The sequence below is a fragment of the Oerskovia turbata genome (assembly GCF_000718325.1).
Taxonomy (GTDB): domain Bacteria; phylum Actinomycetota; class Actinomycetes; order Actinomycetales; family Cellulomonadaceae; genus Oerskovia; species Oerskovia turbata.
The window spans coordinates 1-21,043 of the sequence record NZ_JOFV01000017.1; the positions used below are offsets into that span (position 1 = coordinate 1).

At 72.1% G+C, this 21,043-nt stretch carries 17 protein-coding genes and 1 riboswitch; of the genes, 5 read left to right on the top strand and 12 right to left on the bottom strand.

What is annotated here, in order from left to right:
- Positions 1-447: 447 nt before the first annotated feature.
- The 4 genes from IE95_RS0115665 to IE95_RS0115680 form a co-directional block, all read right to left on the bottom strand.
- Positions 448-1,665: a hypothetical protein gene (locus tag IE95_RS0115665; protein ID WP_129429657.1), complete on the bottom strand. Its 1,218-nt coding sequence runs from the start codon at positions 1,663-1,665 to the stop codon at positions 448-450.
- A gap of 150 nt (positions 1,666-1,815) precedes the next feature.
- Positions 1,816-3,084 carry a hypothetical protein gene (locus tag IE95_RS19750; RefSeq protein WP_030152558.1) on the bottom strand — a complete coding sequence of 423 codons (1,269 nt, stop codon included), beginning with the start codon at positions 3,082-3,084 and terminating at the stop codon, positions 1,816-1,818.
- Positions 3,085-3,110: 26 nt separating this feature from the next.
- On the bottom strand, positions 3,111-4,115 hold the full coding sequence (locus tag IE95_RS0115675; RefSeq protein WP_240666420.1) for a TIM barrel protein: 1,005 nt from the start codon (positions 4,113-4,115) through the stop codon (positions 3,111-3,113).
- Positions 4,116-4,186: 71 nt separating this feature from the next.
- Positions 4,187-7,591: a PQQ-dependent sugar dehydrogenase gene (locus tag IE95_RS0115680; protein WP_240666421.1), complete on the bottom strand. Its 3,405-nt coding sequence runs from the start codon at positions 7,589-7,591 to the stop codon at positions 4,187-4,189.
- Positions 7,592-8,249: 658 nt separating this feature from the next.
- On the opposite strand from IE95_RS0115680, the gene IE95_RS0115690 reads away from it, so the two are divergent.
- A complete protein-coding gene (locus IE95_RS0115690; RefSeq protein ID WP_129429656.1) occupies positions 8,250-9,389 on the top strand; it encodes a PrsW family glutamic-type intramembrane protease in 1,140 nt (379 codons plus the stop codon).
- 93 nt (positions 9,390-9,482) lie between these two features.
- Here IE95_RS0115690 and IE95_RS0115695 read toward each other — a convergent pair whose 3' ends face one another.
- A complete protein-coding gene (locus IE95_RS0115695) occupies positions 9,483-9,905 on the bottom strand; it encodes a hypothetical protein (RefSeq protein ID WP_030152563.1) in 423 nt (140 codons plus the stop codon).
- 199 nt (positions 9,906-10,104) lie between these two features.
- Here IE95_RS0115695 and IE95_RS0115700 point away from each other — a divergent pair, with 199 nt between their 5' ends.
- Entirely contained in the window at positions 10,105-10,689 is a 585-nt protein-coding gene (locus IE95_RS0115700; protein ID WP_240666422.1) for a P-loop NTPase family protein, read from the top strand.
- On the opposite strand, the gene IE95_RS0115705 is transcribed toward IE95_RS0115700, so the two are convergent.
- From IE95_RS0115705 to IE95_RS0115730, 6 genes are all read right to left on the bottom strand, one after another.
- A complete protein-coding gene (locus tag IE95_RS0115705) occupies positions 10,658-11,086 on the bottom strand; it encodes a (deoxy)nucleoside triphosphate pyrophosphohydrolase (RefSeq protein WP_030152565.1) in 429 nt (142 codons plus the stop codon). The two genes, IE95_RS0115700 and IE95_RS0115705, sit on opposite strands and share 32 nt — an antisense overlap.
- Before the next feature lie 91 nt (positions 11,087-11,177).
- A complete protein-coding gene (locus IE95_RS0115710; protein ID WP_030152566.1) occupies positions 11,178-11,420 on the bottom strand; it encodes a LuxR C-terminal-related transcriptional regulator in 243 nt (80 codons plus the stop codon).
- Positions 11,421-11,813: 393 nt separating this feature from the next.
- The gene (gcvH, locus tag IE95_RS0115715) at positions 11,814-12,185 is read right to left on the bottom strand and encodes a glycine cleavage system protein GcvH (RefSeq protein ID WP_030152567.1); all 372 of its coding nucleotides are present in this window, start codon (positions 12,183-12,185) and stop codon (positions 11,814-11,816) included.
- A 71-nt stretch (positions 12,186-12,256) separates the two neighbouring features.
- Positions 12,257-13,456 (bottom strand): glycine cleavage system aminomethyltransferase GcvT, encoded by a 1,200-nt coding sequence (gcvT, locus tag IE95_RS0115720; protein WP_051703194.1) that lies wholly within the window; start codon positions 13,454-13,456, stop codon positions 12,257-12,259.
- 138 nt (positions 13,457-13,594) lie between these two features.
- Positions 13,595-16,495 carry an aminomethyl-transferring glycine dehydrogenase gene (gene gcvP, locus IE95_RS0115725; RefSeq protein ID WP_030152569.1) on the bottom strand — a complete coding sequence of 967 codons (2,901 nt, stop codon included), beginning with the start codon at positions 16,493-16,495 and terminating at the stop codon, positions 13,595-13,597.
- Positions 16,496-16,704: 209 nt separating this feature from the next.
- Positions 16,705-16,805: riboswitch (glycine riboswitch) on the bottom strand.
- A 28-nt stretch (positions 16,806-16,833) separates the two neighbouring features.
- Positions 16,834-18,312 carry a lactate/malate family dehydrogenase gene (locus IE95_RS0115730; protein ID WP_030152570.1) on the bottom strand — a complete coding sequence of 493 codons (1,479 nt, stop codon included), beginning with the start codon at positions 18,310-18,312 and terminating at the stop codon, positions 16,834-16,836.
- Positions 18,313-18,489: 177 nt separating this feature from the next.
- On the opposite strand from IE95_RS0115730, the gene IE95_RS0115735 reads away from it, so the two are divergent.
- Together IE95_RS0115735 and IE95_RS0115740 are read left to right on the top strand one after the other, a co-directional pair.
- Positions 18,490-19,134 carry a hypothetical protein gene (locus tag IE95_RS0115735; RefSeq protein WP_129429655.1) on the top strand — a complete coding sequence of 215 codons (645 nt, stop codon included), beginning with the start codon at positions 18,490-18,492 and terminating at the stop codon, positions 19,132-19,134.
- 162 nt (positions 19,135-19,296) lie between these two features.
- Positions 19,297-19,551 (top strand): hypothetical protein, encoded by a 255-nt coding sequence (locus IE95_RS0115740; RefSeq protein WP_129429654.1) that lies wholly within the window; start codon positions 19,297-19,299, stop codon positions 19,549-19,551.
- Positions 19,552-19,593: 42 nt separating this feature from the next.
- Here IE95_RS0115740 and IE95_RS0115745 read toward each other — a convergent pair whose 3' ends face one another.
- Positions 19,594-20,499, bottom strand: coding sequence for a LysR family transcriptional regulator (locus IE95_RS0115745; protein WP_030152573.1), 906 nt, complete (start codon positions 20,497-20,499; stop codon positions 19,594-19,596).
- Between the two features lie 195 nt (positions 20,500-20,694).
- Here IE95_RS0115745 and IE95_RS0115750 point away from each other — a divergent pair, with 195 nt between their 5' ends.
- Positions 20,695-21,036 carry a CBU_0592 family membrane protein gene (locus IE95_RS0115750; protein WP_036572300.1) on the top strand — a complete coding sequence of 114 codons (342 nt, stop codon included), beginning with the start codon at positions 20,695-20,697 and terminating at the stop codon, positions 21,034-21,036.
- The last annotated feature ends 7 nt before the right edge of the window (positions 21,037-21,043 follow it).

The window sequence follows — 21,043 nt, forward strand, 5'->3', positions numbered from 1 at the left end:
ACGAAGAACACCACGAACTGCGCCGCCCCCGGACGCCGCTCAGCAAACCCCGACCACGCCTGACCCAACCGACCGAACATCACACACTCACTCTCAGGATGAAGGGGTACCGCGCAGCGTGGAGGGATGCCGGGACCGCGGGGACGGGAACGTCTCGATCGTCATCGGCCTCCTTGCCGTTCGGGTGCGCCGTCGTGCTCCTCGGTGACGGGGTGCACGGACGACGTGTCGCCCGTGCACCCGATCCGGACGCCCGGCCGCAGGTGCGGCAGTCGTCCTCGTGGTGGGGGTCGTGAGTACTGCGGCGCCGTCTCCCCGTCCGGGAGTGGCGTCGTCGGCAGTCAAGCACTCCTGCGGCGCGCTTCCGGCCCGCCGTGCACAACCTGTCGATCCGAGCGCATGATCTGTCGGGCGTGGCCGCCCGACGAGCGACGTGACGGCAGCGCGTCAGGCGACGGGCTGCTCGTCGCGCTCCTTGAGGGCCTGGGCCACGGCCTCGGCGACCTTGCGCTCGTCGCGGGCGCGGCGCCGTCGGGCAGCACGCCGGCGCAGGACGACCGCCGCGACCATCAGGACGAGCAGCGCGAGCGCGGCCCACGGCACGGCGAGCGTCGACGCGGAGGCCGTCGCGGGGGCCACGACCGGGACCGCCTCCGCGTCGGTCGCGCCGATCGCGGTGACGACCTCCGCGGTCACCCGCACGTCGGCCGAGACCCGGCCGAGCGGCCACACGCCGTCGACCGTCACGGTGCGCGTCACGGACGTCCCCGGCAGCAGCTCGGGGAGCTCGACGCGCGGGGTGGCCTGCGCACCGGCCCCCCACGGGCCCGCGACCCGCACGACCTGGCCGGCGGCCAGGCGCGTGTTGCCGTCGTTCGTGACGGTGAACGTCACGGTCGCGTCGCCCGCCGCGAACGGGTTGAGCGTGCCGTCGTAGGTGACCGAGACGTCGTCGAGCACGACGGCGGGGACCAGGTCGCCTGCGACGCGCAGGTGCATGCGCGAGCCCAGGCGGCGGTCGACGCTCACGCCCTCGGCGTTCTCCACCAGCAGCGAGGACACGACGCCCGCCGCGTAGTCGCCCGGCGTCGCGTCGGCCGGGACGGTCAGGGTGAACGGCACGACGACGCTGTCGCCCCCCTCGACCGTGACCTCCTCGCCCGCGAAGGACACCCACGCGCCGAGCGCGGAGGACTCCTCGCCCGCGGGCAGCAGGTCGAGCTCTCCCGCGTCCGTCATGAACCCGTCGGCCGCGTAGACGCGGAACGTCAGAGGCCCCTGCGTGTAGTTGGAGACGACGATCCCGTCGTCCAGGCTCGCGCCCGGCTCCAGGGAGTAGGCGTAGTTGGGACGCTCGGTGCCGTGCACGGTGTCGGCGGGCCGCACACCCCACGTGACCGGAGTCGCGGGCGCCGGATCCTCGGGCCCGACGGCGGCGCTCACCGCGTGCGGGAGCGCGGCGGACCGCGAGGACGCCCCCAGGGCGGACGCACCCGGGGCGAGCAGCGAGACGAGCAGACCCACGACGAGGGTCACCGCGAGGACCGCGAGGATCCACAGGGCATGGCTGTGGCCGTTCTCCCGCTGGTGCGCGCGCACGTTGGTCAGCGCGGACCGCCCGTCGGTGTCCCGCTCGGGCCGGAGGAAGGGCTGCTGCATCGCCATGGTCGTGCCTGCTTTCGTGAGGTCCGGCAGGGAGGGCCGGGTCGTTCGCCCCGTCCGGCGGCGCGCGGGGCCGGTCGGACGGGCTGTCGAGCGGTGGCGCCGGCCGGCCTGTGGAGGAACGGGCCGGCCGGCACCACGGTCACGGCGTGACTAGCTGAGCGCGGTCAGCGTCATCGTCGCGTTGTAGGTCCCCTCGTTCACCGAGAGCGGGAGCTTGAGATCCAGCTCCGCCCCGATGACCGCGGAGCCGCGGACGTGCCCGGCCTCCGCGCTGCCCAGGGTGCGGGCGACGGACAGGCCGTCACCCTCGACGAAGCCCGAGGCGACGGCCGCACCCGCGACCGCTCCGCCGTCGTTCTCCAGGAGCTCGGGCGTCCACCCGAGGTACTTGCCGGACACGGTCTCGCCGCCCGCGACGAAGTCGCCGACCTGCGCCGAGACAGACCACGCCGGGGCGTCGATACGCGTGTCCGTGACACGGACCGGCACCAGGTCGCCCGAGGCCGCGAAGTGGTCGCCCTGCTCCTCGGCCACACCCAGGTCGACGAGACCCGCCGAACCCTCGAGGCTCCACGTGAGCTCGCCCGGGCGCGGCTCGGGGATCACGACCGCGACCGACTGGTCGCCCGCCGCGAGCGCGCCGGGGGCCGTGCCGGTGAGGTCGCCCTCGACCGAGCCCGCGGTGTTGCCCAGGCCGAAGTTCGCCGCCGGGGTGTTGTCCGCGAGGCGCACGGCCCCGTGGACCGTGGTGCCTGCGACCTGGAGGTTCGCGGTGTTGCCGGTCAGGACGAGGTCCCCACCCACCGTGTTGCCCCACTGGTCGGCGGTCCCGTCGGCGTTCGCGCCGATCAGCGCGTCGCGCGAGGTGCCCGTCACGGACAGGCTGCCCCCGACGACCGCGCCCCCGACGCTCACGCCGAAGTCGCTGTCGCCGAGCGTCGCGTCGCCGCCCACGCTCGTGCGCAGCACGTCGACGTAGGTCGCGGCCTGCGTCGTGAGGTTGCCCGTGATCCTGGTGTCCGAGATCTCGACGTCGACGCCGCCCGTCGCGACGCTGCCGCCCACGCGCAGGTCGTACAGGTAGAGGAACCCGGTGCGGGAGCCCACGGTGTACGAGCTGATGTCGCCGCCGACGCTCGCACCGTCGATCAGGACGCCGTACGCGTCGGTCGCGACGACGTCGCCCTCGATGACCGCCTCGGTCGCGTCGAGCCACGCGTCGTCACCGACCGTGATCGACCCCTGGACCGTCGTGCCGCCCAGGACACAGGTCGCGCCCGCGGGGACCACCAGGTCGCCCGCGACGACCGTGTCGTCGAGCTCGGTCGTGCACTGCGTGACCGCGGCGTGCGCCGACGGTGCGGCGACCGCGAGCAGCGCGAACGCTGCGGCAGCGGCTGCTGAAACCTTCCACTTCATGTCGATTCTCCTGTGATCTCGGTGGGTCAGCCGCGAAGGCCGTAGATGGAGGTGTAGCTGCGTCGTGCGTTGCCCAGCGAGTTCACGGGGTTCGGCGGCTCGGCGACCGAGCTCGCGTTGTCCTGCTCGTACAGGCCGAAGTGCTGGCCGCGCGTGCGGAGCTGCGAGAGGAAGGACTGGTAGTCGATGCTGCCGGCGCCGAACTCGATGATGTCGTAGCCGTTGGCGCTGCTCGGGTTGGCCTTGCCGTCCTTGAGGTGCAGCATCGGGAAGCGCCGCGGGTCGCGCTTGATGTACTCGATGGGCTCGAACCCGGGGTACTTGTGCTGTCCGACGTGTGCCCAGTAGACGTCCATCTCGAAGTAGACGAGCGACGGGTCGAACTCGTCCCACAGCAGGTCGTACACCCGACGGCTCGGGTCGTCGGACGTGAAACGGAACTCGCCGTCGTGGTTGTGCGCGTAGAGCTTGAGGCCCGCCGCCTTGGCCTTCTCCCCCATCGCGTTCCAGGTGTGCGCCGCGGCCGTCCACGCCGCGACCGTGTTGGTGCCGTTGATCGGGCCGCCCTGGCCCAGGTGCGGCATGCCGAGGATCAGCGCCTTCTCGATCTCGGCGTCGATGGTGTTCGGGTTGAGGTTGACGTGCGACCCCACGGCCCGCAGGCCGTTGTCGTCGAGGAGCTGACGGATCTGCGCGGGGGTGATCGCGCCGACCTGGCCCTGCGTGTACCCGGCGAACTCGACCTCGGAGTACCCGATGTCGGCGAGCTCCTCGAACACGGCCCGGAAGCCGAGCGAGCTGACCTTGTCGCGGATCGTGAAGAGCTGGATGCCGATGCGGTTGACCGGGACGAGCCGGTTGCGTCCGCTGCTGGGGGCCGCGGCCACCCCGCCGAGGGCGGTAGCCGCCGTCGGGCCCAGGGCCGCGCCGACGCCCACGGCGACCGTCGAGGCCGCGAGGGCCTTGAGCAGGTTCCGCCGGCTCATCGGACGAGCCGGGATGGACTCGTGGTGGTGCTCGTGTGAACTCATGTCTCTCCTTCGAGGTGAGGTTCGGTGGCCCGGGGCGCGAGCCCCGGGCCACCACGTGCTGGTTGCGCGGGCTAGTTGCGGACGGTGAGGTTGAGCGACGTCGCGCTCTTGGTGACGCCGGTCGAGCCCTGGTAGGCGATCTCGACCTTGTACGTGCCGACCGTGGGGAGCTTCGGGAGCGTCACGACGACGCCGCCCTCGGCGTCGAGCGTCCCGGTGCGGGTCGCGACCGTGGCGTTGTTGCGCTTGATCGTCACCGTGACGTCGCCCGTGGCGACGACACCTGTCGAGCTCTCGACCGCGATGGTCGCCTTGGCGGCGATCGACGGCTTGACCGGGTTGGGCGAGACCGACGCCGTGACGGTCGAGGAGGCCGCGGCCACCGTGAGGCGCACGGTCGACGAGGACTTCTTGAACACCTGGTCGGCCTGGTAGCTCGCCGTGAGGGTGTGCGTCCCGACGGCGAGCGACGGGTCGAGCGCGATCGTCGCCGTGCCCTCCACGAGGGTCCCGCGACCGACCTCGGTGCCGCCCGAGGTGAGGACGACGTCGCCCGTGGGCGTACCGCCCTCGCCCGTGACGGTGACCATGGCCTCGCCCGGCGCCCCGTACGAGACGCGGGCAGCCGGCACGGCGACCTTGGTGACCGACGAGACCGTGGGCTCGTTCGGGGCCGCGAGGTCGATCGTGAAGGAGACCGACCCGACCGTCGAGACGTTGCCGCCCGTGTCGGTCGCGCGGTACTGGAGGGTGCGCGCGCCGTTGGTCGTGAAGTTCACGCCGTACGCGCCGCCGGCCGCGGCCACGTTCGTCCAGGTCTGACCGTTGGTGGTCGAGTACTGGACGCTCGCGAGAGCGCCGTCGTCCTTGACGTCGAGGTTCATGCGCACGGCCCTGTTGTAGACGCCGCCCACGCCCGTGGGCGCCGCCGGGTCGAGCGAGTGCGTGATCGTCGGCGCCTTGACGTCGCCGACGCCCACGCCCTGGAAGTCGAACGAGTCGACGGCGAGCTCGTTGGCCGAGGTCACGAACAGCGTGCCCGAACCCTGCGGGGCGTTCGTGAACGGCACCGTGACCTCCTTCCAGCCTGCGCCGGAGGGGATCTGCGCGGTCGCGAACGGTGCCGCGTCGGCCGCGCCCCAGCGGAGCTGGAGCTCACCGCCGCCGTTGGCGACGACCTTGACGCCCGTGATCCCGGCGAAGTTCACCGGGCTGTAGGACAGGTGGTCACCGTTGCCGAGGCCGCGGATCGCCCGACCGGCACCCGCCGTCTCGTCCTCGTACGCCACGACGCCCTTGCTCTTGGCGTGCTCGGCCTGCTGGACGAACGGGTTGAGCTGGACGGTCGCCTCGCCGGGAGCGGCGGGCAGCCCGTTGTGCCCGTTGTCGGTGTAGGACACGACGACGGCGCCGTAGATGTGCGCGCCCTCACCGTGCTGCGGCGAGTCGGGAGACGTCCTCCACGCCCCCGTGCAGCCCGTGCCCGAGACCTCGGGGTGGGCGTGCTCGTCGTGGCCCAGGCCGTAGGTCCATGCGACGCGGTTGCACGCGGTCGCGGTCCCGTCCTCGGCGTCGTTCGTCGAGACCTTGAACGGCACGGCCTGGCCCCAGCTGAAGAACGACCCGTCGCCGGGGTAGTCGACCGTGACCGTCGGTGCCTGGTTGCCCACCGAGACGACCTTCGACGTCAGCGTGAACTTGCCCTGGGCGTCGGTCACGCGCAGGCGGGCGTTGTACTGGCCGAGGGTCGTGTAGGTGTAGCTCGCTGTGACGCCCGTGGCGTCGAACGAGCCGTTGCCGTCGAAGTCCCACTGGTAGGTGAGGGCGTCGCCGTCGGGGTCGCTCGAGGTGCCGGCGTCGAAGGCCACCGCGAGCGGGGCCTCGGAGGACGAGGTCGGGTTCGCGGTGAACCGGGCCTGCGGGGCCTTGTTCCCCTCGGCGTAGGACACCTTGTACAGGCCGGCGTCCGGGTTGGCGCGGAAGAAGCCGTCGCCGTAGTCGAGCACGTAGAGCGAGCCATCGGGCCCGAACTCCATGTCGATCATGTTGTCGTTGAGCGGCTGCGCGTTCTTCGCGAGCTGCGCGTTGGGCGTGAAGTCCTCGATGTGCGTGACCTCGTAGGAGTCCCAGTCGACCGTGAAGGCCGCGAGGTAGTCCTGCGAGAACTCACCGAAGAACGCCTTGTCGTCCCAGTACTCGGGGAGCTTGGACGTCGAGGGGTTCTCGGCGTCGTAGTGGTAGACGGGGGCACCCATGGGAGCCTGGCCGCTGCCGGCCCCGAAGTTCACGAGCTCGTCCCACGGCTGGTCGCCGGGGCGGTCGCCGTAGTAGAGCGTCGCCGCGCGTGCCGGCGGCAGGTCGACGAGGCCCGTGTTCCAGCGCGAGTTGTTCTTGAGCGCGGCCGGGTCGAAGAACGCCCCGGGCGTGCTCGTCGCGAAGTTCCACTCGTTGTAGGCGGCGTTGGGCCCGTGCACGTAGGGCCAGCCCGCGTTGTGCGGGTCGTCGAGGCTCACGGTGTTCCACTCGACGTACCCCATGGGGCCACGGTTCGGGTCGGCGTTGGCCGCGTCCGGTCCGTAGTCGCCCCACGAGAGGCTGTTCGTCTCGGGGTCGACGTCGATGCGGAACGGGTTGCGGACACCCATCACGAAGATCTCGGGGCGGGTCTTCTCGGTGCCGACCGGGAAGAGGTTGCCCTCGGGGATCGTGTACGAGCCGTCCTCCTCGACCGTGATGCGCAGGATCTTGCCGCGCAGGTCGTTGGTGTTGCCGGCGCCGCGACGCGAGTCCAGGCCGGGGTTCATCCCGGGGGCGTCGTTGTTGGGCGCGAAGCCGTTGGCTCCGGGTGCGCTGGCGGGCGTGTTGTCACCGGTCGACAGGTAGAGGTTGCCGTCGCCGTCCCAGTCGATGTCGGCACCGACGTGGCAGCACTGACCGCGCTGGACCTCGACGTCGAGGATCTTCTGCTCGGAGGCCAGGTCGAGCCCGGTGCCGGTCCACTGGAAGCGCGAGAGGCGGTTGACGCCTTTCCACTGGTCCCAGTAGCTCGCGTCCGCGCCGGCAGGCAGCGTGTTGGGCGCCGAGCCCGCGGGCGTGCCGCTGAGCGGTGCGTAGACGAGGTAGACCCAGTTGTTCTCGGCGAAGTCCGGGTCGACGGCGATGCCCTGCAGGCCGTCCTCGGAGTTCGCGTACACGGGGATCTTGTTGGTGACCGACGTGACGCCGGTCTGGGGGTCCGTGAGCCGGACGTCCCCGTTGCGTGCGGTGTGCAGGATCTTGCCGTCGGGCAGGATCGCGAGGTCGATCGGCTCGCCGACGTCCTTGGTCAGCAGGATCTTCTCGTAGTTGGACCAGTCGAGCGCGGCCTGCGCACCGGGCTCGCTGCCGTGGTCGACGCCGTCGTGCGCGGTGGCCGGGGCCGTCGCGGCCGCGAGGCCGGTCAGGGCCAGGACGCCGGCGAGGGAGGCGGCGACCACCCTTGCTCTCGCGGACCTTCGTTCAGGAATAGACTTCACGCTGATGCAGCTCCTCACGGGGGTTCATCGCGGACCGAGCCACCGCTCGCTGCTGGAACAGCGGGATCACGGGTGGCTCGGTCTGTGTCTGTACGGGGCGGCATCGGGGTCTGCGTGCCCGCGCCGCTGCTGCTGTCCTCCCCTCGCCGTCGAGTGGTGGTGGGACCCGGCGGGTCGCACCGACTGAGCACACCGGGGTCTCCCCCGTCAGGTCGAGCGTTCTGCCGTAAGGCGAGATGCTCGGTATGTCATGGATCAGGGTGGATCTACGTGCGAGAACGGCGGTCTTCCTCGACCACCTGGTAGGAATCTAGGGCGACTTATATCGCCTGTCAATCAAAAGTCGAAACCTGCCGCTCACTAGTAGGGCACAGATGCCGATCACGCGCGCGCGGGGGGACGGCCAGGATCGTCCCCCGACCGGGGCCCGTGGTGGTCCGGCGGACGCCCGCGCCGAGCGTGCGGTTCGGGTCGTCCGTGGCAGCCGGGGACGACCCGAAGTGCACGTTCGACGCCGCCTCGACGACCGGCCACGGCCGCACCGCACTCCCGCACGCCGCGTTCGGCGTGTCGTGCCGCTCGGAGGCTCGACGACAGATCCTGGTGATTGGCTGAAGTCATGATGCTCAACATCCTCGGCGCGGTCCTGCTGATCGTCGGCTTCTACGCCGCGTGGCGCCTCGCCCCGCGGCGCCCCGACGCCCCCGCCGCAGGCTGGTTCCCCGACCCCGCCTCGAAGTCCCCGCGCCGCCGCCTCTGGGACGGCCAGGCCTGGACGGCACGGGTCACGGACGGTGCCGAGCGGACGAACCGCGGCCACCGCTTCCGAGGCCGGTTCTGGGGCCGGTGGGTCTGGATCCTCGCCGCTGCGCTCGTCGTCCTCGGTATCGGGATCATCACCTACCAGGCGACCGAGAACGTGCACGTCATGGCCGTCACGAGCTTCCTGGCCATGGCCCTCGTGTGCTGGGCCTTCTACGGCTTCGTCGACCGCCAGCTCTCGCTGCGCGACGTGATCGGCCTCCGCCAGGTCGCGGCCGTCGCGGTCGCCTCGGCCGGAGCCACGTTCCTCGTCGCCCTGAACCTCAACGACCTCACCGGGGCGATCGGCGGGATCTCGCTCGCGACGGCCCTCGTCGGGTTCACCGAGGAGACGGCCAAGCTCCTCGTCCCGATCGCGTTGTTCCTGCTCGGCACCTACCGCAACCCGCGCGCGGGCGTCGCGATCGGCCTCGCGGCCGGGTTCGGCTTCGCGATCGCGGAGACCACGCTGTACGCCTACCAGATGGCCGCTGCCTCGGGGCCGGACTTCTGCGGTGGCGAGACCCCTGCGGTCACCACCGGGTCGGTCATCGCGGCGCAGGTCGCCCGCATCTTCGGCGTCTCGCCGTTCCACTGGCTCTTCACGGGCATCGCGGTCGCGATCGCGTGGCGCGCGTGGCACCTCTACGGCCGCAAGGGGATGCCTGCCGCGATCGGCGGGATCGTGCTCGTCATGGTCGTCCACTCGCTCAACGACACCAGCGCGACCCTGGGATGCGGCGAGCCGACGGTCCAGTCGCTCCTGGCCCTGGCCCGCTACGCCCTGGTGATCGTCATGTACCTGGTCTTCAAGGCCTGGGCACGCAAGCACACGCCGCCGCAGCTGATCGGCTCGGTCAGCAAGGGCTGGACCCCGAGGCACCTGGGCGAGCAGAAGGTCTCGGCCGGCGAGGCCCCCGCGCAGGAAGATCCCGCGCGCGAGCCCGCCGACGGCTGACCCACGCACGCACCAGCCCGACCGCGGTCGACGACGCCCCCGCTCCCCTCGACGGGGCGCGGGGGCGTCGGTCGTCCCGTGCGGTGGCGCCGGTCAGGCCCGGAAGTACCGCCGGGACGCCCGGTTCCAGAGCAGCGCGAGCACCAGGAGCGCGACGACGATCGTCAGCACGGCCCCCGTCAGGTGGTGCGGCCCGAACCGCAGCAGCAGGTAGACACCGACGCCGACCCGGACCAGCATGACGACCGTGATCGCCATGAGCGCCCACCTCCCCCGGGTCTGGAGGCCGAGCGCGACGAGCATGACGAGCACCCCGACCACGAGGCTCAGGAGCGCGAAGAACTGGACCTCGGCGCGGGTCGCGGCGAGCGCGTCCGTCACGGCGGCGTCGCCCGCGAGCAGGAACAGCGAGATGCTGGCCACGATGTCGGTCACCGCGGCTATCCAGGTCAGGACGACCGCGACGGTGACGCTCGTGGGCCGCGCCGGGGGCCCCAGTCCGGTGAGGTCGCTCATGCGGGTCACCTCTCTGCGTGAGGACGCCGTGCGTGCACGAGTCCCGGTCGGGCGGTCGGAGGTGGTGCGACACCCGGGCCTGCTACCCCGCGCGCCGCGTTCTGCGTCCCTCCGTGATACCAGCGCCGGGACGTGACCGCGCGGCGAAGCCTCCCCGCACGAGGCGATGGCTGGCACGCCCGTCGGGTAGGGTCCCCGGGTGCACACCGCTCTCGGCCCCCTGGACGACGTCGTCGCGCACCTCGGGCACAGCCCTCGCCGCGTCCTCGTGGCCGGGGTCTCGGGGTCGGGAAAGACGACCCTCGCGCGGCGGATCGCCGCACGGCTGGGCCTGCCGCACACCGAGATCGACGCGCTCTTCCACGGCCCGGGCTGGACTCCTCGGGCGACGTTCCTCGACGACGTGCGCGACGTCGTCGGGCAGGAGAGTTTCGTCGTCGAGTGGCAGTACCGCGCGGCGCGACAGCTTCTCCTGGACGAGGCCGACCTCGTCGTGTGGCTCGACCTGCCGGTGGCGACGACGATGCGCCAGGTCGTGGCACGCACGGTGCGGCGCGCGTGGCGGCACGAGGTGCTGTGGAACGGCAATGTCGAGCCACCGCTGCGGACGGTCCTCCGGGACCCGGGCCACGTCGTCCGGTGGGCGTGGTCGACGAGGCACTCGCTGCGCGGTCTCCCGGCCACGGTCGCACGCCAGGACCCACCGCCGATCCTCGTCCGCCTGCGCAGCAGGCGTCAGGTCGAGACCTGGGTCAGACGGCTTCCTGCGCCACCCAGTCGCTGAGCGCGTCGACGATCCGGACGTCGCCGTCCAGCCAGTCGACGCTCCCCCAGCTACCGGTCGGCAGCCAGGCCAGCGCGTCGTGCTCGACGAGCGGCTCGGGCTCCCCCGCGACGATGCGCGCGAGCCACAGGCGCATGACGTGCCGGTCCGTGATGTACCAGCCCCCGTCGTCGGGCCCGACGAGCTCGCCACCGAGCTCGACCTGCACCCCCAGCTCCTCGCGGAGCTCGCGGTGCAGCCCGTCGACGGGCGTCTCCCCCGGATCGACCTTGCCCCCCGGGAACTCCCAGCGTCCCGCGAGCTCGACCGGCCGAGAACGTCGGGCGGCGAGCAGCAGGCTGGGGCTCGCGAGGTCGTCGACGACGGCGGCGGCCACCACGAGACGGCGGGAGATCATGTGCGCAGTGTTTCACGCCGACCACGACGAGACCTGGTCGACCCCACGCTCCCGCCCGCGGAACGGGCGGGCCCTCCCCCGAGAGCAGAGGTCAGCGGACGCCCGCGTCCTTGGCCCACTGGACGGCTTCGGCGCGCGTCGAGACACCGAGCTTGCGGTAGAGGCTGCGCACCTGCGACTTCACGGTGTTGCGGGTGACGAACAGCTTGGTGGCGATCTGCTCCAAGGTGATGTCCTCGGAAAGGTTCGACAGCACGACCTGCTCACGGCGGGTGAGTGGTGCTGCGAGCTGGACGGCCGGCGACTCTGTCCGGGCCAGTTCGATGATGCTCATGCTTCCTCCATGTGCTGACCGGTCTTCCCATCGCGTCATGGGTCGATCCGGTGAGGTGCTGCTACTGGGAGAGATGGGCGAACCAGCGATTCATGACGCGGTTCTTCACCCTCAATCTCAGCGGTCTTTCACGACGGGGTCACCCGCGGCGTGATGCACAGTATCCACGCAGGTCAGGCGCCCAAAGACAGGGTGCCGACGACGACAGACGAATTCTCCTCTGTGGCACGGATCACTCCCTGTTCCTTGCGACAAGAAATGTGACCCGCCTCACAGTCTGGCGCGCCCGCGCGCCGAGTGACAACCGGAGACGACCGAGGGCCGCCCGGCGACGACGTCGCTGAGCGGCCCTCGGCGGGAACCTCGGGAGGAGCCTCGGGAGAAAGTGGCCGGTCAGCCGCCCACGAGCGCGCTGTACTCGTCGGCCGTGAGCACCGGACCGGTCTCGGTCACGTCGACCTTGATGAGCCATCCCCCGGCGAAGGGCTCGGCGTTGACGAGCGACGGGTCGTCGATCGCGGCCTGGTTGACCTCGGCCACGGTCCCGGTGACGGGCGAGTAGAGCTCCGAGACCGACTTGGTCGACTCGACCTCGCCGATCACCGCACCCGCCGTGACGGTCGCCCCGACCTCCGGCAGCTCGAGGTAGACGATGTCGCCGAGCGCCTCGGCGGCCGTGCTCGTGATGCCGACGACGGCGGGAGTCGAGTCGTCGAGCCACTCGTGCTCGGCGGTGTACTGCAGGTCGGCGGGGAAGTCTGCCATGAGGTGCTCCTGGTCTGCTGGTGGACGATCGGCGGGTTGGACGAGTTGGGCGGTCGGGCCGAAGGCCCGGGTCAGGACGTCTGAGGACGACGGTAGAACGGCATGGGCACGATGACCACCGGCTCCTCACGGCCCCGGACGTCGACCGCGAGCTCGGTGCCCTCGGCACTGAACTCGGGCGTCACGTAGGCCATCGCGATGGGGTGCCCGAGGGTCGGCGAGGGAGCCCCCGAGGTCACGACGCCGATCTGCACGTCGGGCTCCTTGCCCGGGATCACGACGGCGTAGCCCGCGCGAGCGGGTCGCTTGCCCAGGCCACGGAGACCGACGAGCACGCGCGCGGGCTGGGCCCCCTTGCGCGAGGCGAGGGCTGCGCGGCCCACGAAGTCGAGCGGCTCGCCCTCGGCATCGACCTTGTCGAGCTTGACGACACGACCCAGTCCTGCCTCGAAAGGCGTCGTGGTCGTGTCGAGCTCGTGGCCGTAGAGCGGCATGCCGGCCTCGAGGCGCAGCGAGTCGCGGGCCGAGAGGCCCGCCGGGACGAGGCCGAGAGGCTCCCCCGCGGCCTGCACCTTCTGCCACAGCTCGCGCGCCCGACCGGCGGGGACGAACAGCTCGAACCCGTCCTCCCCCGTGTAGCCGGTGCGCGCGACCAGGGCGTCGATCCCGGCGACCCTGAGCTCGACCGACGCGTAGTACTTCAAGTCCCTGACGATCTGTACATCGTCGGGGGCGACGAGCGAGCCGACGATCTCCTCGGCACGCGGACCCTGGACCGCGACCAGCGCGGTGTCCGCGGCCTGGTCGGTGACGGTCGCGTCGAAGCCCTCGCACCGGCGGACGAGCTCGCCGGTCACGAGCGGCGCGTTCCCGGCGTTGGCGACAACGAGGAACCGCTCCTCGCCCAGGCGGTAGACGACCAGGTCGTCGAGCACCGAGCCGTCCTCGGCGCAGAGCATGGTGTAGCGCGCGCGCCCCACGGCCACCGCGGTGAGGTTGCCGACGAGCGCGTGGTCCAGGGCGGCGGCAGCCTGCGGCCCGCTGACCTCGATCTCGCCCATGTGCGAGAGGTCGAACAGGCCTGCGGCCTCGCGCACCGCGCGGTGCTCGGCCAGGTCGCTCGTGTAGCGCAACGGCATCTGCCAGCCGCCGAAGCTCGTGAGCGAGGCGCCCAGGGCGACGTGCTCCTCGTGGAGCGGGCTGAGGCGGTCGACAGCCGGAGCTGCCGCCAGACCCGCGGACGCGCCGGTCTGCTTCTCGGAGTCCGACATGGGTGGTCCTCTCGTTGTGTTGTCAGACCCGGCGTGACCTCTGCATCACGCTGGTTCTGACACGGGGGTAGGTGGGTCCGACGTGTCAGAACGAGCGAGAGCTCGAGGTCACGCTGGTTCTGACACGTCGGTGGGTGGTCAGGAGTACGACTCGATCGGAGGGCACGAGCACACGAGGTTGCGGTCGCCGCGCGCCCCGTCGATGCGCCGCACGGGCGGCCAGTACTTGCCCGAGCGCAGCGTGGCGAGCGGGTAGGCCGCCACCTCGCGCGGGTACGGCTTGTCCCAGGCGTCCGAGACGACAGCGGCCGCGGTGTGCGGGGCCCCGCGCAGCGGCGACTCCTCGAGGCTCCAGGTACCTGCCGCGACCTCGTCGATCTCGGCCTTGATCGCGACCATCGCCGCGACGAAGCGGTCGAGCTCGGCGAGGTCCTCGCTCTCGGTCGGCTCGACCATGAGCGTGCCCGCGACCGGGAAGGACAGCGTGGGAGCGTGGAACCCGTAGTCCATGAGGCGCTTGGCGACGTCCTCGGCCGTGACCCCGGTCTGCGCGGTGATCGGGCGCAGGTCGAGGATGCACTCGTGCGCGACCAGGCCCGCTTCGCCCGTGTAGAGCACGGGGAAGTGTGCGGTCAGGCGGCTGGCCAGGTAGTTCGCGGCGAGCACGGCGGTCTTGGTCGCGGCTTCGAGGCCGTCGGGTCCCATGAGCGCGACGTACGCGTAGGAGATGGGCAGGATGCCGGCCGAGCCGAAGGGTGCGGCCGAGACAGGAGCCGCCCCCTCCCCCGTGAGCGGGTTGCCGGGGAGGAACGGGACCAGGTGCTCGGCGACCGCGACGGGGCCGACGCCGGGGCCGCCGCCGCCGTGCGGGATGCAGAACGTCTTGTGCAGGTTCAGGTGCGACACGTCTCCCCCGAACTCGCCCGGCCGGGCGAGCCCGACGAGCGCGTTGAGATTGGCCCCGTCGATGTACACCTGACCACCGGCTTCATGTACAAGATCGCAGACCTCGCGCACGTGCTCCTCGTAGACCCCGTGCGTCGAGGGGTAGGTGATCATGATGGCGGCGACCTGGGGACCGTGCTGGTCGAGCTTGGCGCGCAGGTCGCCCAGGTCCACCTCGCCCGCACCGGACGTCGCCACGACCACGACGCGCATGCCCGCGAGGGCCGCCGAGGCCGCGTTGGTGCCGTGGGCCGACGCGGGGATGAGGCACACGTCGCGCCCCTCGTCGCCGCGCGAGCGGTGGTAGTCACGGATCGCGAGCAGGCCCGCGAACTCGCCCTGCGAGCCCGCGTTGGGCTGCACCGAGACGCCCGCGTAGCCCGTGATCTCGGTGAGCTGGCTCTGCAGGCCGTCGATCAGCTCGGCGTAGCCGAGCGCCTGGTCGGCGGGCACGAACGGGTGCAGGTCCGCGAACCCGGGCCAGGAGATGGCCTCCATCTCGGCGGTCGCGTTGAGCTTCATGGTGCACGAGCCGAGCGGGATCATGGTGCGGTCGAGCGCCAGGTCCTTGTCGGAGAGCGCGCGCAGGTAGCGCAGCATCGCGGTCTCGGAGCGGTGCTGGTGGAAGACCGGGTGGCTCAGGTAGCCGGTCGTGCGCAGCAGGTCCGGGGTGAGCACGCTGCCGCCGCCGACGAACCCGAGGTCCTGGCCGGCAGCGAAGACCTCGACGAGCGCGAGCACGTCGTCGGGCGTCGTGGTCTCGTCGCACGCGATCTGTACATGTTCGGAATCTGGGTTGTACACATTGATGCCGGCGTCGGCGGCGGCCGCGACCAGCGCCGCCGCGCGGCCCGGCACCACGGCGGCCACGGTGTCGAAGAAGACGTCGTGCCGGACCTCGACGCCCGCGGCCCGCAGCCCGTTGGCGAGCGCCACGGCCCGCGAGTGCACGCGCTCCGCGATCTCCTTGAGCCCCGCGGGCCCGTGGTAGACCGCGTACATCGACGCGACGATCGCGAGCAGCGCCTGGGCCGTGCAGATGTTGCTCGTGGCCTTCTCGCGGCGGATGTGCTGCTCACGGGTCTGCAGGGCCAGGCGGTAGGCCAGGTCGCCGTCGGCATCGACCGACACCCCGACCAGGCGGCCCGGGAGAGAGCGCTCCAGACCCTTGCGGACCGCCATGAACGCGGCGTGCGGGCCGCCGTAGAACAACGGGACGCCGAAGCGCTGGGCCGAGCCCACCGCGACGTCCGCGCCGAGCTCGCCGGGGGAGACGAGCAGCGTGAGGGCCAGGAGGTCGGCCGCGATCGTCACCAGGGCGCCCTGCTCCTTGGTCTCGGCGACGAGGGGGCGCAGGTCCCGGACCACGCCCGAGGCGCCACTCTGCTGCAGCACCACGCCGATGAGCCTGCGATCCGCCACCCCGGCGGCGACGAGGCCCGCCGTCACGCCCTCGGACAGGTCGACGACGACCACCGGCAGGCCCACCGACTCGGCCCGTGCCCGGGTCACCGCGATCGTCTGGGGGAACAGCTCCGAGTCCAGGACGACGACACCCTCCCCGCCCTTGGCCGCGCGCCACATGAGCGCCACGGCCTCGGCGACCGCGGTGGCCTCGTCGAGCAGCGACGCGTTCGCGACCTCGAGCCCCGTCAGGTCCAGGACCACGGTCTGGAAGTTCAGCAGCGCCTCGAGGCGGCCCTGCGAGATCTCGGGCTGGTAGGGCGTGTACGCCGTGTACCAGGCGGGGGACTCGAGCACGTTGCGGCGGATGACCGGGGGAGTGATGGTCCCGTAGTAGCCGAGCCCGATCATCTGGGTCTTGACGACGTTCTTGGCTGCGATCGCACGCAGGTCCGCGAGGACCTCGGACTCGGTGCGGGCCGCGGGCAGGTCGAGCGGGCGGTCGGTCCGGATCGAGTCCGGGACGGCGGCGTCGATCAGCGCGTCGAGCGAGTCGTACCCGAGCTCGGCGAGCATCGTCGCGATCTCGCCCGAGGGCGCTGCGGCCTCGTCAGCGCTCACCGGGCGGGGCCCGAGGTGGCGGAACGGGAAGTGCGCGCGGTCGAACGCGTCGCTGGACTGCTGTGTCACGGAGGTCTCCGGGGGTCGGCGAGGAAGACGACGGCACGCCCAGGGGCCTGCCGGTTCCTCCCCGCTCTGTCATCGGACGCGCAGCGTCGACCTGAGAGTTTTGCCGGTCCGCCATGGTCCTCGCGGACCCGGGGCGCGCCGGCTTGCACCGTCGGTAGGGGACCCCTCCGCCCGAGGGCGGACGCGGGGTCGCCGCTTTCCAGAGTTGCCTCGCCACCGCGGTACGTCGGCCTGAGAGATTCTCGGGGAGGAGTTGCTCCTTCGGCGCCGACCTCACCCTGAGGTGGCCGGGCTCTCCCGCAGTGGTTCGAGCAGCAGTATGTGGTTGTGGGCTCAGCCTAGCGCCCGTGGTCGGGCGGCGGTGCGGCCTTCTCGCAGGGACCACCGTGCACGACGACGGAGCGCACCGTCGCGAGGCGTCCCACCGCACGCTCGAGCGCCCGGGCGCGGCGTTCGCTGGCCCGGAAGCCCACGTGGATCGTGCCCGCGTCGCCGTCGCCGTCGACCTCTTCGGTCGCGAGGTGCTCGAAGCTCACGCCGCGCGTCGAGAAGACACCCGTGAGACCGGTCAGCGTGCCCGCGCGGTGCACGCCCTCGACCTGGGCCACCCAGGACGGTTCGTCAGCCTCGAGGTCACCGGTCCCGTCGAGGCCGCCGTGCCCTGTGGTCCCCTCGGGTCGGGCCGGCCCAGCACTCGCTGCGGCCCCGGCAACCGCTGCCGCCCCAGGGGGCCCGGCAGCCGGTCCGCCCTCCGCTCCCGCCGCCTGCAAAGCCGACCCTACGGCCGCTGCCGCTCCGCGCAGGCGGCGCGTCTCGTCGTCGGGCAGGGAGTCCAGGAGGACGCGGGTCCATCCCTCGGGGCCCAGCACGATCGGGACGCCCAGGACCCCGTGCTGCTGCTCGCCCGCGAGCGCCACCTCGCCGTCGAGCGCGACCTGCCCGGCGACGACGATCTCGCGGCCGTCGAGCACGACCTCGACGAGGTCGACCGTAGCGGACGCCGTGGCGGTCGCGGTCTTGGCGCCGCTCTGGTGCGTCATCCAGGGGCGTGCGACGACGCGCAGGTCGGCGGGCCAGGTGTCGATCAGGCGGTACGCGGCGCCGACGTCGGTGGCCGCGAGCTCGACGAGCTCGGCCTTGGCGGCCGCGACCTCGTCCGGGAACGCGTCGAGCGTGCGCCCGCGCCGCAGGAGCCGCACGGCACGAGCCCGCTCGGCGAGGTCGTGCCCGCTGAGGCGGACGGTCGACCAGAGCGGCACGGCGTCCTCGCCGTGCTGCCCCCCGACGAACCCGCCCACCCGGTGCCGTCGGACGCCCAGCTCGACGGCGATCTCGCGCCGGAAGCGGAGCGTGTCGAGCCAGGCCCCCATCCCGACGACGCGGCGCGCGCCCAGCGTCCGGGCCATGACGGCGACGCCGACCTCGACGGGGTTGGACACCACGATCACGACCTCGTGCCCCGAGCCGTGCCGTGCGATCGCGTCGGCGTACTCGGCGAAGACCTCACGGTTGGCGACGGCGAGCACGGTCCGGTCGAGCGAGGCGCCCGAGCGGGCGGGCGTCGTCGCCCCGGCTGCGACGACGACCACGTCCGCGACGACGTCGGCGGGGGAGTGGGCCACGTCGATGAGGGGGGCGTGCTCGTCGTAGGCGTCGACGAGGTCGGCGCGCAGCCCGTGGACCGCACGACCCGACGCGCCGCCGGGGCGGCCGACGAGCTGCAGCCGGGAGGTCGTGGGCAGGACGCGCCGCTCGACGAGCTGCGTGACGACCTGCCGCCCGACGTCGCCGGTCGCTCCGAGCACCGCTACGTCCATCCGAGCAGGCTACGTCCGGTCGGTCCGCGCCGCAGGCACGGGCTCTGGACCGGGCGCGGCCCCGGGAGCGGCCCCGGCAGGGCGTGAAGCAGGCCGACGCCGCGCGTGCCGCATAGGAGGTGGAAAACCGACGTGTGCTCCCGGCGAGCACGCCCGAGATCGACGGAGGTGCGCCCGGTGACGAACCCCGAGAATCGCCGCACGGGGTTCTTGCTGACGACGGCCACGCTCGTGATGTTCCTGCTCCTCGCTCTGCTCGAGGGCTGCGTCGGGGACGATCGTGCGAGCACGACGGGACCGGCCGACGGGTCGTCCGTGGCCGACGCCGCTGCCTCGGCCCCGCCCGAGGAGCTGGCCGTCGCCACGGGGGAGACGATCGCCGTCGAGGACGTCGACAGGCTTCCGCCCGGCAAGCGCGCCTTCGTGCTGCCCGACGAGACACGGGTCGTCGTCGCGAGCGACGAACCTCTGCCCGAGCGCGTCCGGGCGTGGGTGCAGGGTCAGGTCGACAGGACGGTCCAGGACCCGGGCGTTCCGGGGCAGATCACGACGAACCGCAGCCTGATCGTCGACACGGCGCAGGGGATCGCCCGGAAGGTCGGTCTCCAGACCGGCAAGCAGATCGTCTTCGTGTACCCGCTCGTCGGGGGCTGCCCGGCGGACTCCGAACCGTTCCTCGGCTGGGCGCACACCTCGATCACGTTGTACGACGCGTTCGACTGCGACGTGCTGCCGACCAGGGAGGCGGCCGAGGCACGGGTCGCCGAGACCATCGCGGCCCAGAAGGACCCGGAGCGCTACCAGGTCTTCGTCCGTGAGTAGCAGCCACACGATCTCCACGACTCTCACCACTGTCCCGCCCACGTCCGAGGGCGCGCCTCCGTCGAGCCGCCCGCGGCGCGGGCAGGATGAGTTGCTCACCTCGTCGCGTGCCCGCGTCGGGGACCACCACGAGCGCCCGAGGGGGCTTCACCCAGCATGGACATGACCTCGCAGGACCCGCAGCCCCGGACGACCGCCTACGTCCCTCGGCACCTGGCCGCACCGGCCGCGCCGACCGCGCCGACCGGACAGGTCGCACCAGCTGCTCCGACCGGACAGGTCGCACCGGCGCGACGCGCCGACCTGCCCGCGGATCCTCGGTCGATGCGCTGGGACCGGTCGGCGGGCACCCTCACCCGGGTCCTGGACGAGCTGTCGGTGCTCGACGACGGCGGCCTGTCGCTCGGGAGCCGCTGAGCGGCCCGGCCCGGCCCTGCGCGGCCGGCAGGCCCGGCCCGTTCAGCCCAGCTCGATCGCCGCCGCTGCTGCGACCATCTCGTCGATGACCGCGTTCACGACGGGCCGGGGCTCGTGCCGGGTGGCCCGGTGCCGCGCGACGAGGCGTCGCGATCCGAGGCCCGGCAGCGGGACGACCGTGACGCCGTCGGGCATCTCGCCCTGGACGGCGAGCGCGGGGAGCATCGCGACGCCCTGTCCGGCCGCGACGAGGGCGAGCGCCACGTCGAAGTCGTAGTAGGAGTGGCGCGTGCGGAGCGTCGTGCCGAGCGTGCGCGAGAGGCGGCGCAGGGCGCGGGCGGCGGCCGTGCTGGGCTCGGGGCCGAGCCAGACGGCGTCGCGCACGTCGTCGAGGCGTGCGGGCGTCGGGAACGTCACGGGCACGACGACGCGCCACGGCTCGTCGAGCAGCGGGACCTCGCGCATGCCGCGTGGCGCGGGGGAGTCCGCGTCCTCGTCGCGTTCGAGGAGGACGACGTCGAGGTCTCCGCTGCGCAGGAGCCGCAGGGCCTCCGCGGGCTCGAGCTCCTGGACGTCGAGCTCGACGCCGGGGTAGCGCGACTCGAGCGACGTGAACGTGGGTCCGACGACCGCGCGGATCGCCGTCTGGAACGATCCGACCGACACCGTCCCCGTCATCTCCTCGCTCATCGCGACGATGGCCTTGCGGGCCTCGACCATCTCGGACTCGATGCGTTCGGCGGCCTCGGCGAGGATGCGGCCGGCGGGTGTCAGGGTCACGCCACGGGGCCCGCGGTCGAGGACCTGGACCTTCTCCTCGGCCTCCAGACGCGCTATTTGCTGAGACACGGCAGAGGGCGTCACGTGCAGCAGGTCGGCTGCTGCCAGGACACCTCCGGACCGGTGCACGGCAAGCAGGAAACCAAGTCTTCGTGGGTCCGTGGCCATGTAGAGATGCTAAACGGCCACGTCAGAGTTCTTCAATTGTGCTGAATGATTTTCGGGGTCACACTTGTGACGTGGCGCCGGCTGGTCCTCCTCAAAAGGGGCTGGCGCCCACAATCCACCTGGTCGCTGCAGCGTCGCAGCTCCCACCAGGACCCCCCTCCCCGATCCCTTCATGACCCCTGCCCGGAGACCGCCATGTCCGCTTCCCCCGCCCTCGTCGACCTGGTCGTGACCCCGCTCGGATGGATCGGCGCGATCGCAGCCGTCACGGCGTACGCGATGGTCACCCGGGGACGCTGGTCGGGCGACTCGCTGCGGTTCCAGCTCACGAACTTCGTGGGCGCGGGCCTCATGTGCCTGGTCGCCGCGGTCAACGGCGTGTGGCCCTCGGCCGTCGCGAACGTGGTGTGGATCGTCATCGGCGGTCAGGCCATCCTGGTGCTCGTCAAGGCCCGACGGCGCCGCGCGACCGAGGCCGTCGTCGTCCCGCTCGAGGTGCCCGCCGCGCACGCGCGCGCCGTCGACCTGGCGGCCTGACCGTTCC

Bases quoted from the DNA above. Each gene is read 5' to 3' on its own strand.
- gcvH (WP_030152567.1), bottom strand. From the start codon at position 12,185: ATGGCAGACTTCCCCGCCGACCTGCAGTACACCGCCGAGCACGAGTGG.
- IE95_RS0115740 (WP_129429654.1), top strand. From the start codon at position 19,297: ATGACCTCGCAGGACCCGCAGCCCCGGACGACCGCCTACGTCCCTCGG.
- IE95_RS19750 (WP_030152558.1), bottom strand. From the start codon at position 3,084: ATGAAGTGGAAGGTTTCAGCAGCCGCTGCCGCAGCGTTCGCGCTGCTC.
- IE95_RS0115750 (WP_036572300.1), top strand. From the start codon at position 20,695: ATGTCCGCTTCCCCCGCCCTCGTCGACCTGGTCGTGACCCCGCTCGGA.
- IE95_RS0115745 (WP_030152573.1), bottom strand. From the start codon at position 20,499: ATGGCCACGGACCCACGAAGACTTGGTTTCCTGCTTGCCGTGCACCGG.
- IE95_RS0115695 (WP_030152563.1), bottom strand. From the start codon at position 9,905: ATGAGCGACCTCACCGGACTGGGGCCCCCGGCGCGGCCCACGAGCGTC.
- IE95_RS0115730 (WP_030152570.1), bottom strand. From the start codon at position 18,312: ATGGACGTAGCGGTGCTCGGAGCGACCGGCGACGTCGGGCGGCAGGTC.
- IE95_RS0115690 (WP_129429656.1), top strand. From the start codon at position 8,250: ATGATGCTCAACATCCTCGGCGCGGTCCTGCTGATCGTCGGCTTCTAC.
- IE95_RS0115710 (WP_030152566.1), bottom strand. From the start codon at position 11,420: ATGAGCATCATCGAACTGGCCCGGACAGAGTCGCCGGCCGTCCAGCTC.
- IE95_RS0115675 (WP_240666420.1), bottom strand. From the start codon at position 4,115: ATGAGTTCACACGAGCACCACCACGAGTCCATCCCGGCTCGTCCGATG.
- IE95_RS0115665 (WP_129429657.1), bottom strand. From the start codon at position 1,665: ATGGCGATGCAGCAGCCCTTCCTCCGGCCCGAGCGGGACACCGACGGG.
- IE95_RS0115705 (WP_030152565.1), bottom strand. From the start codon at position 11,086: ATGATCTCCCGCCGTCTCGTGGTGGCCGCCGCCGTCGTCGACGACCTC.
- gcvT (WP_051703194.1), bottom strand. From the start codon at position 13,456: ATGTCGGACTCCGAGAAGCAGACCGGCGCGTCCGCGGGTCTGGCGGCA.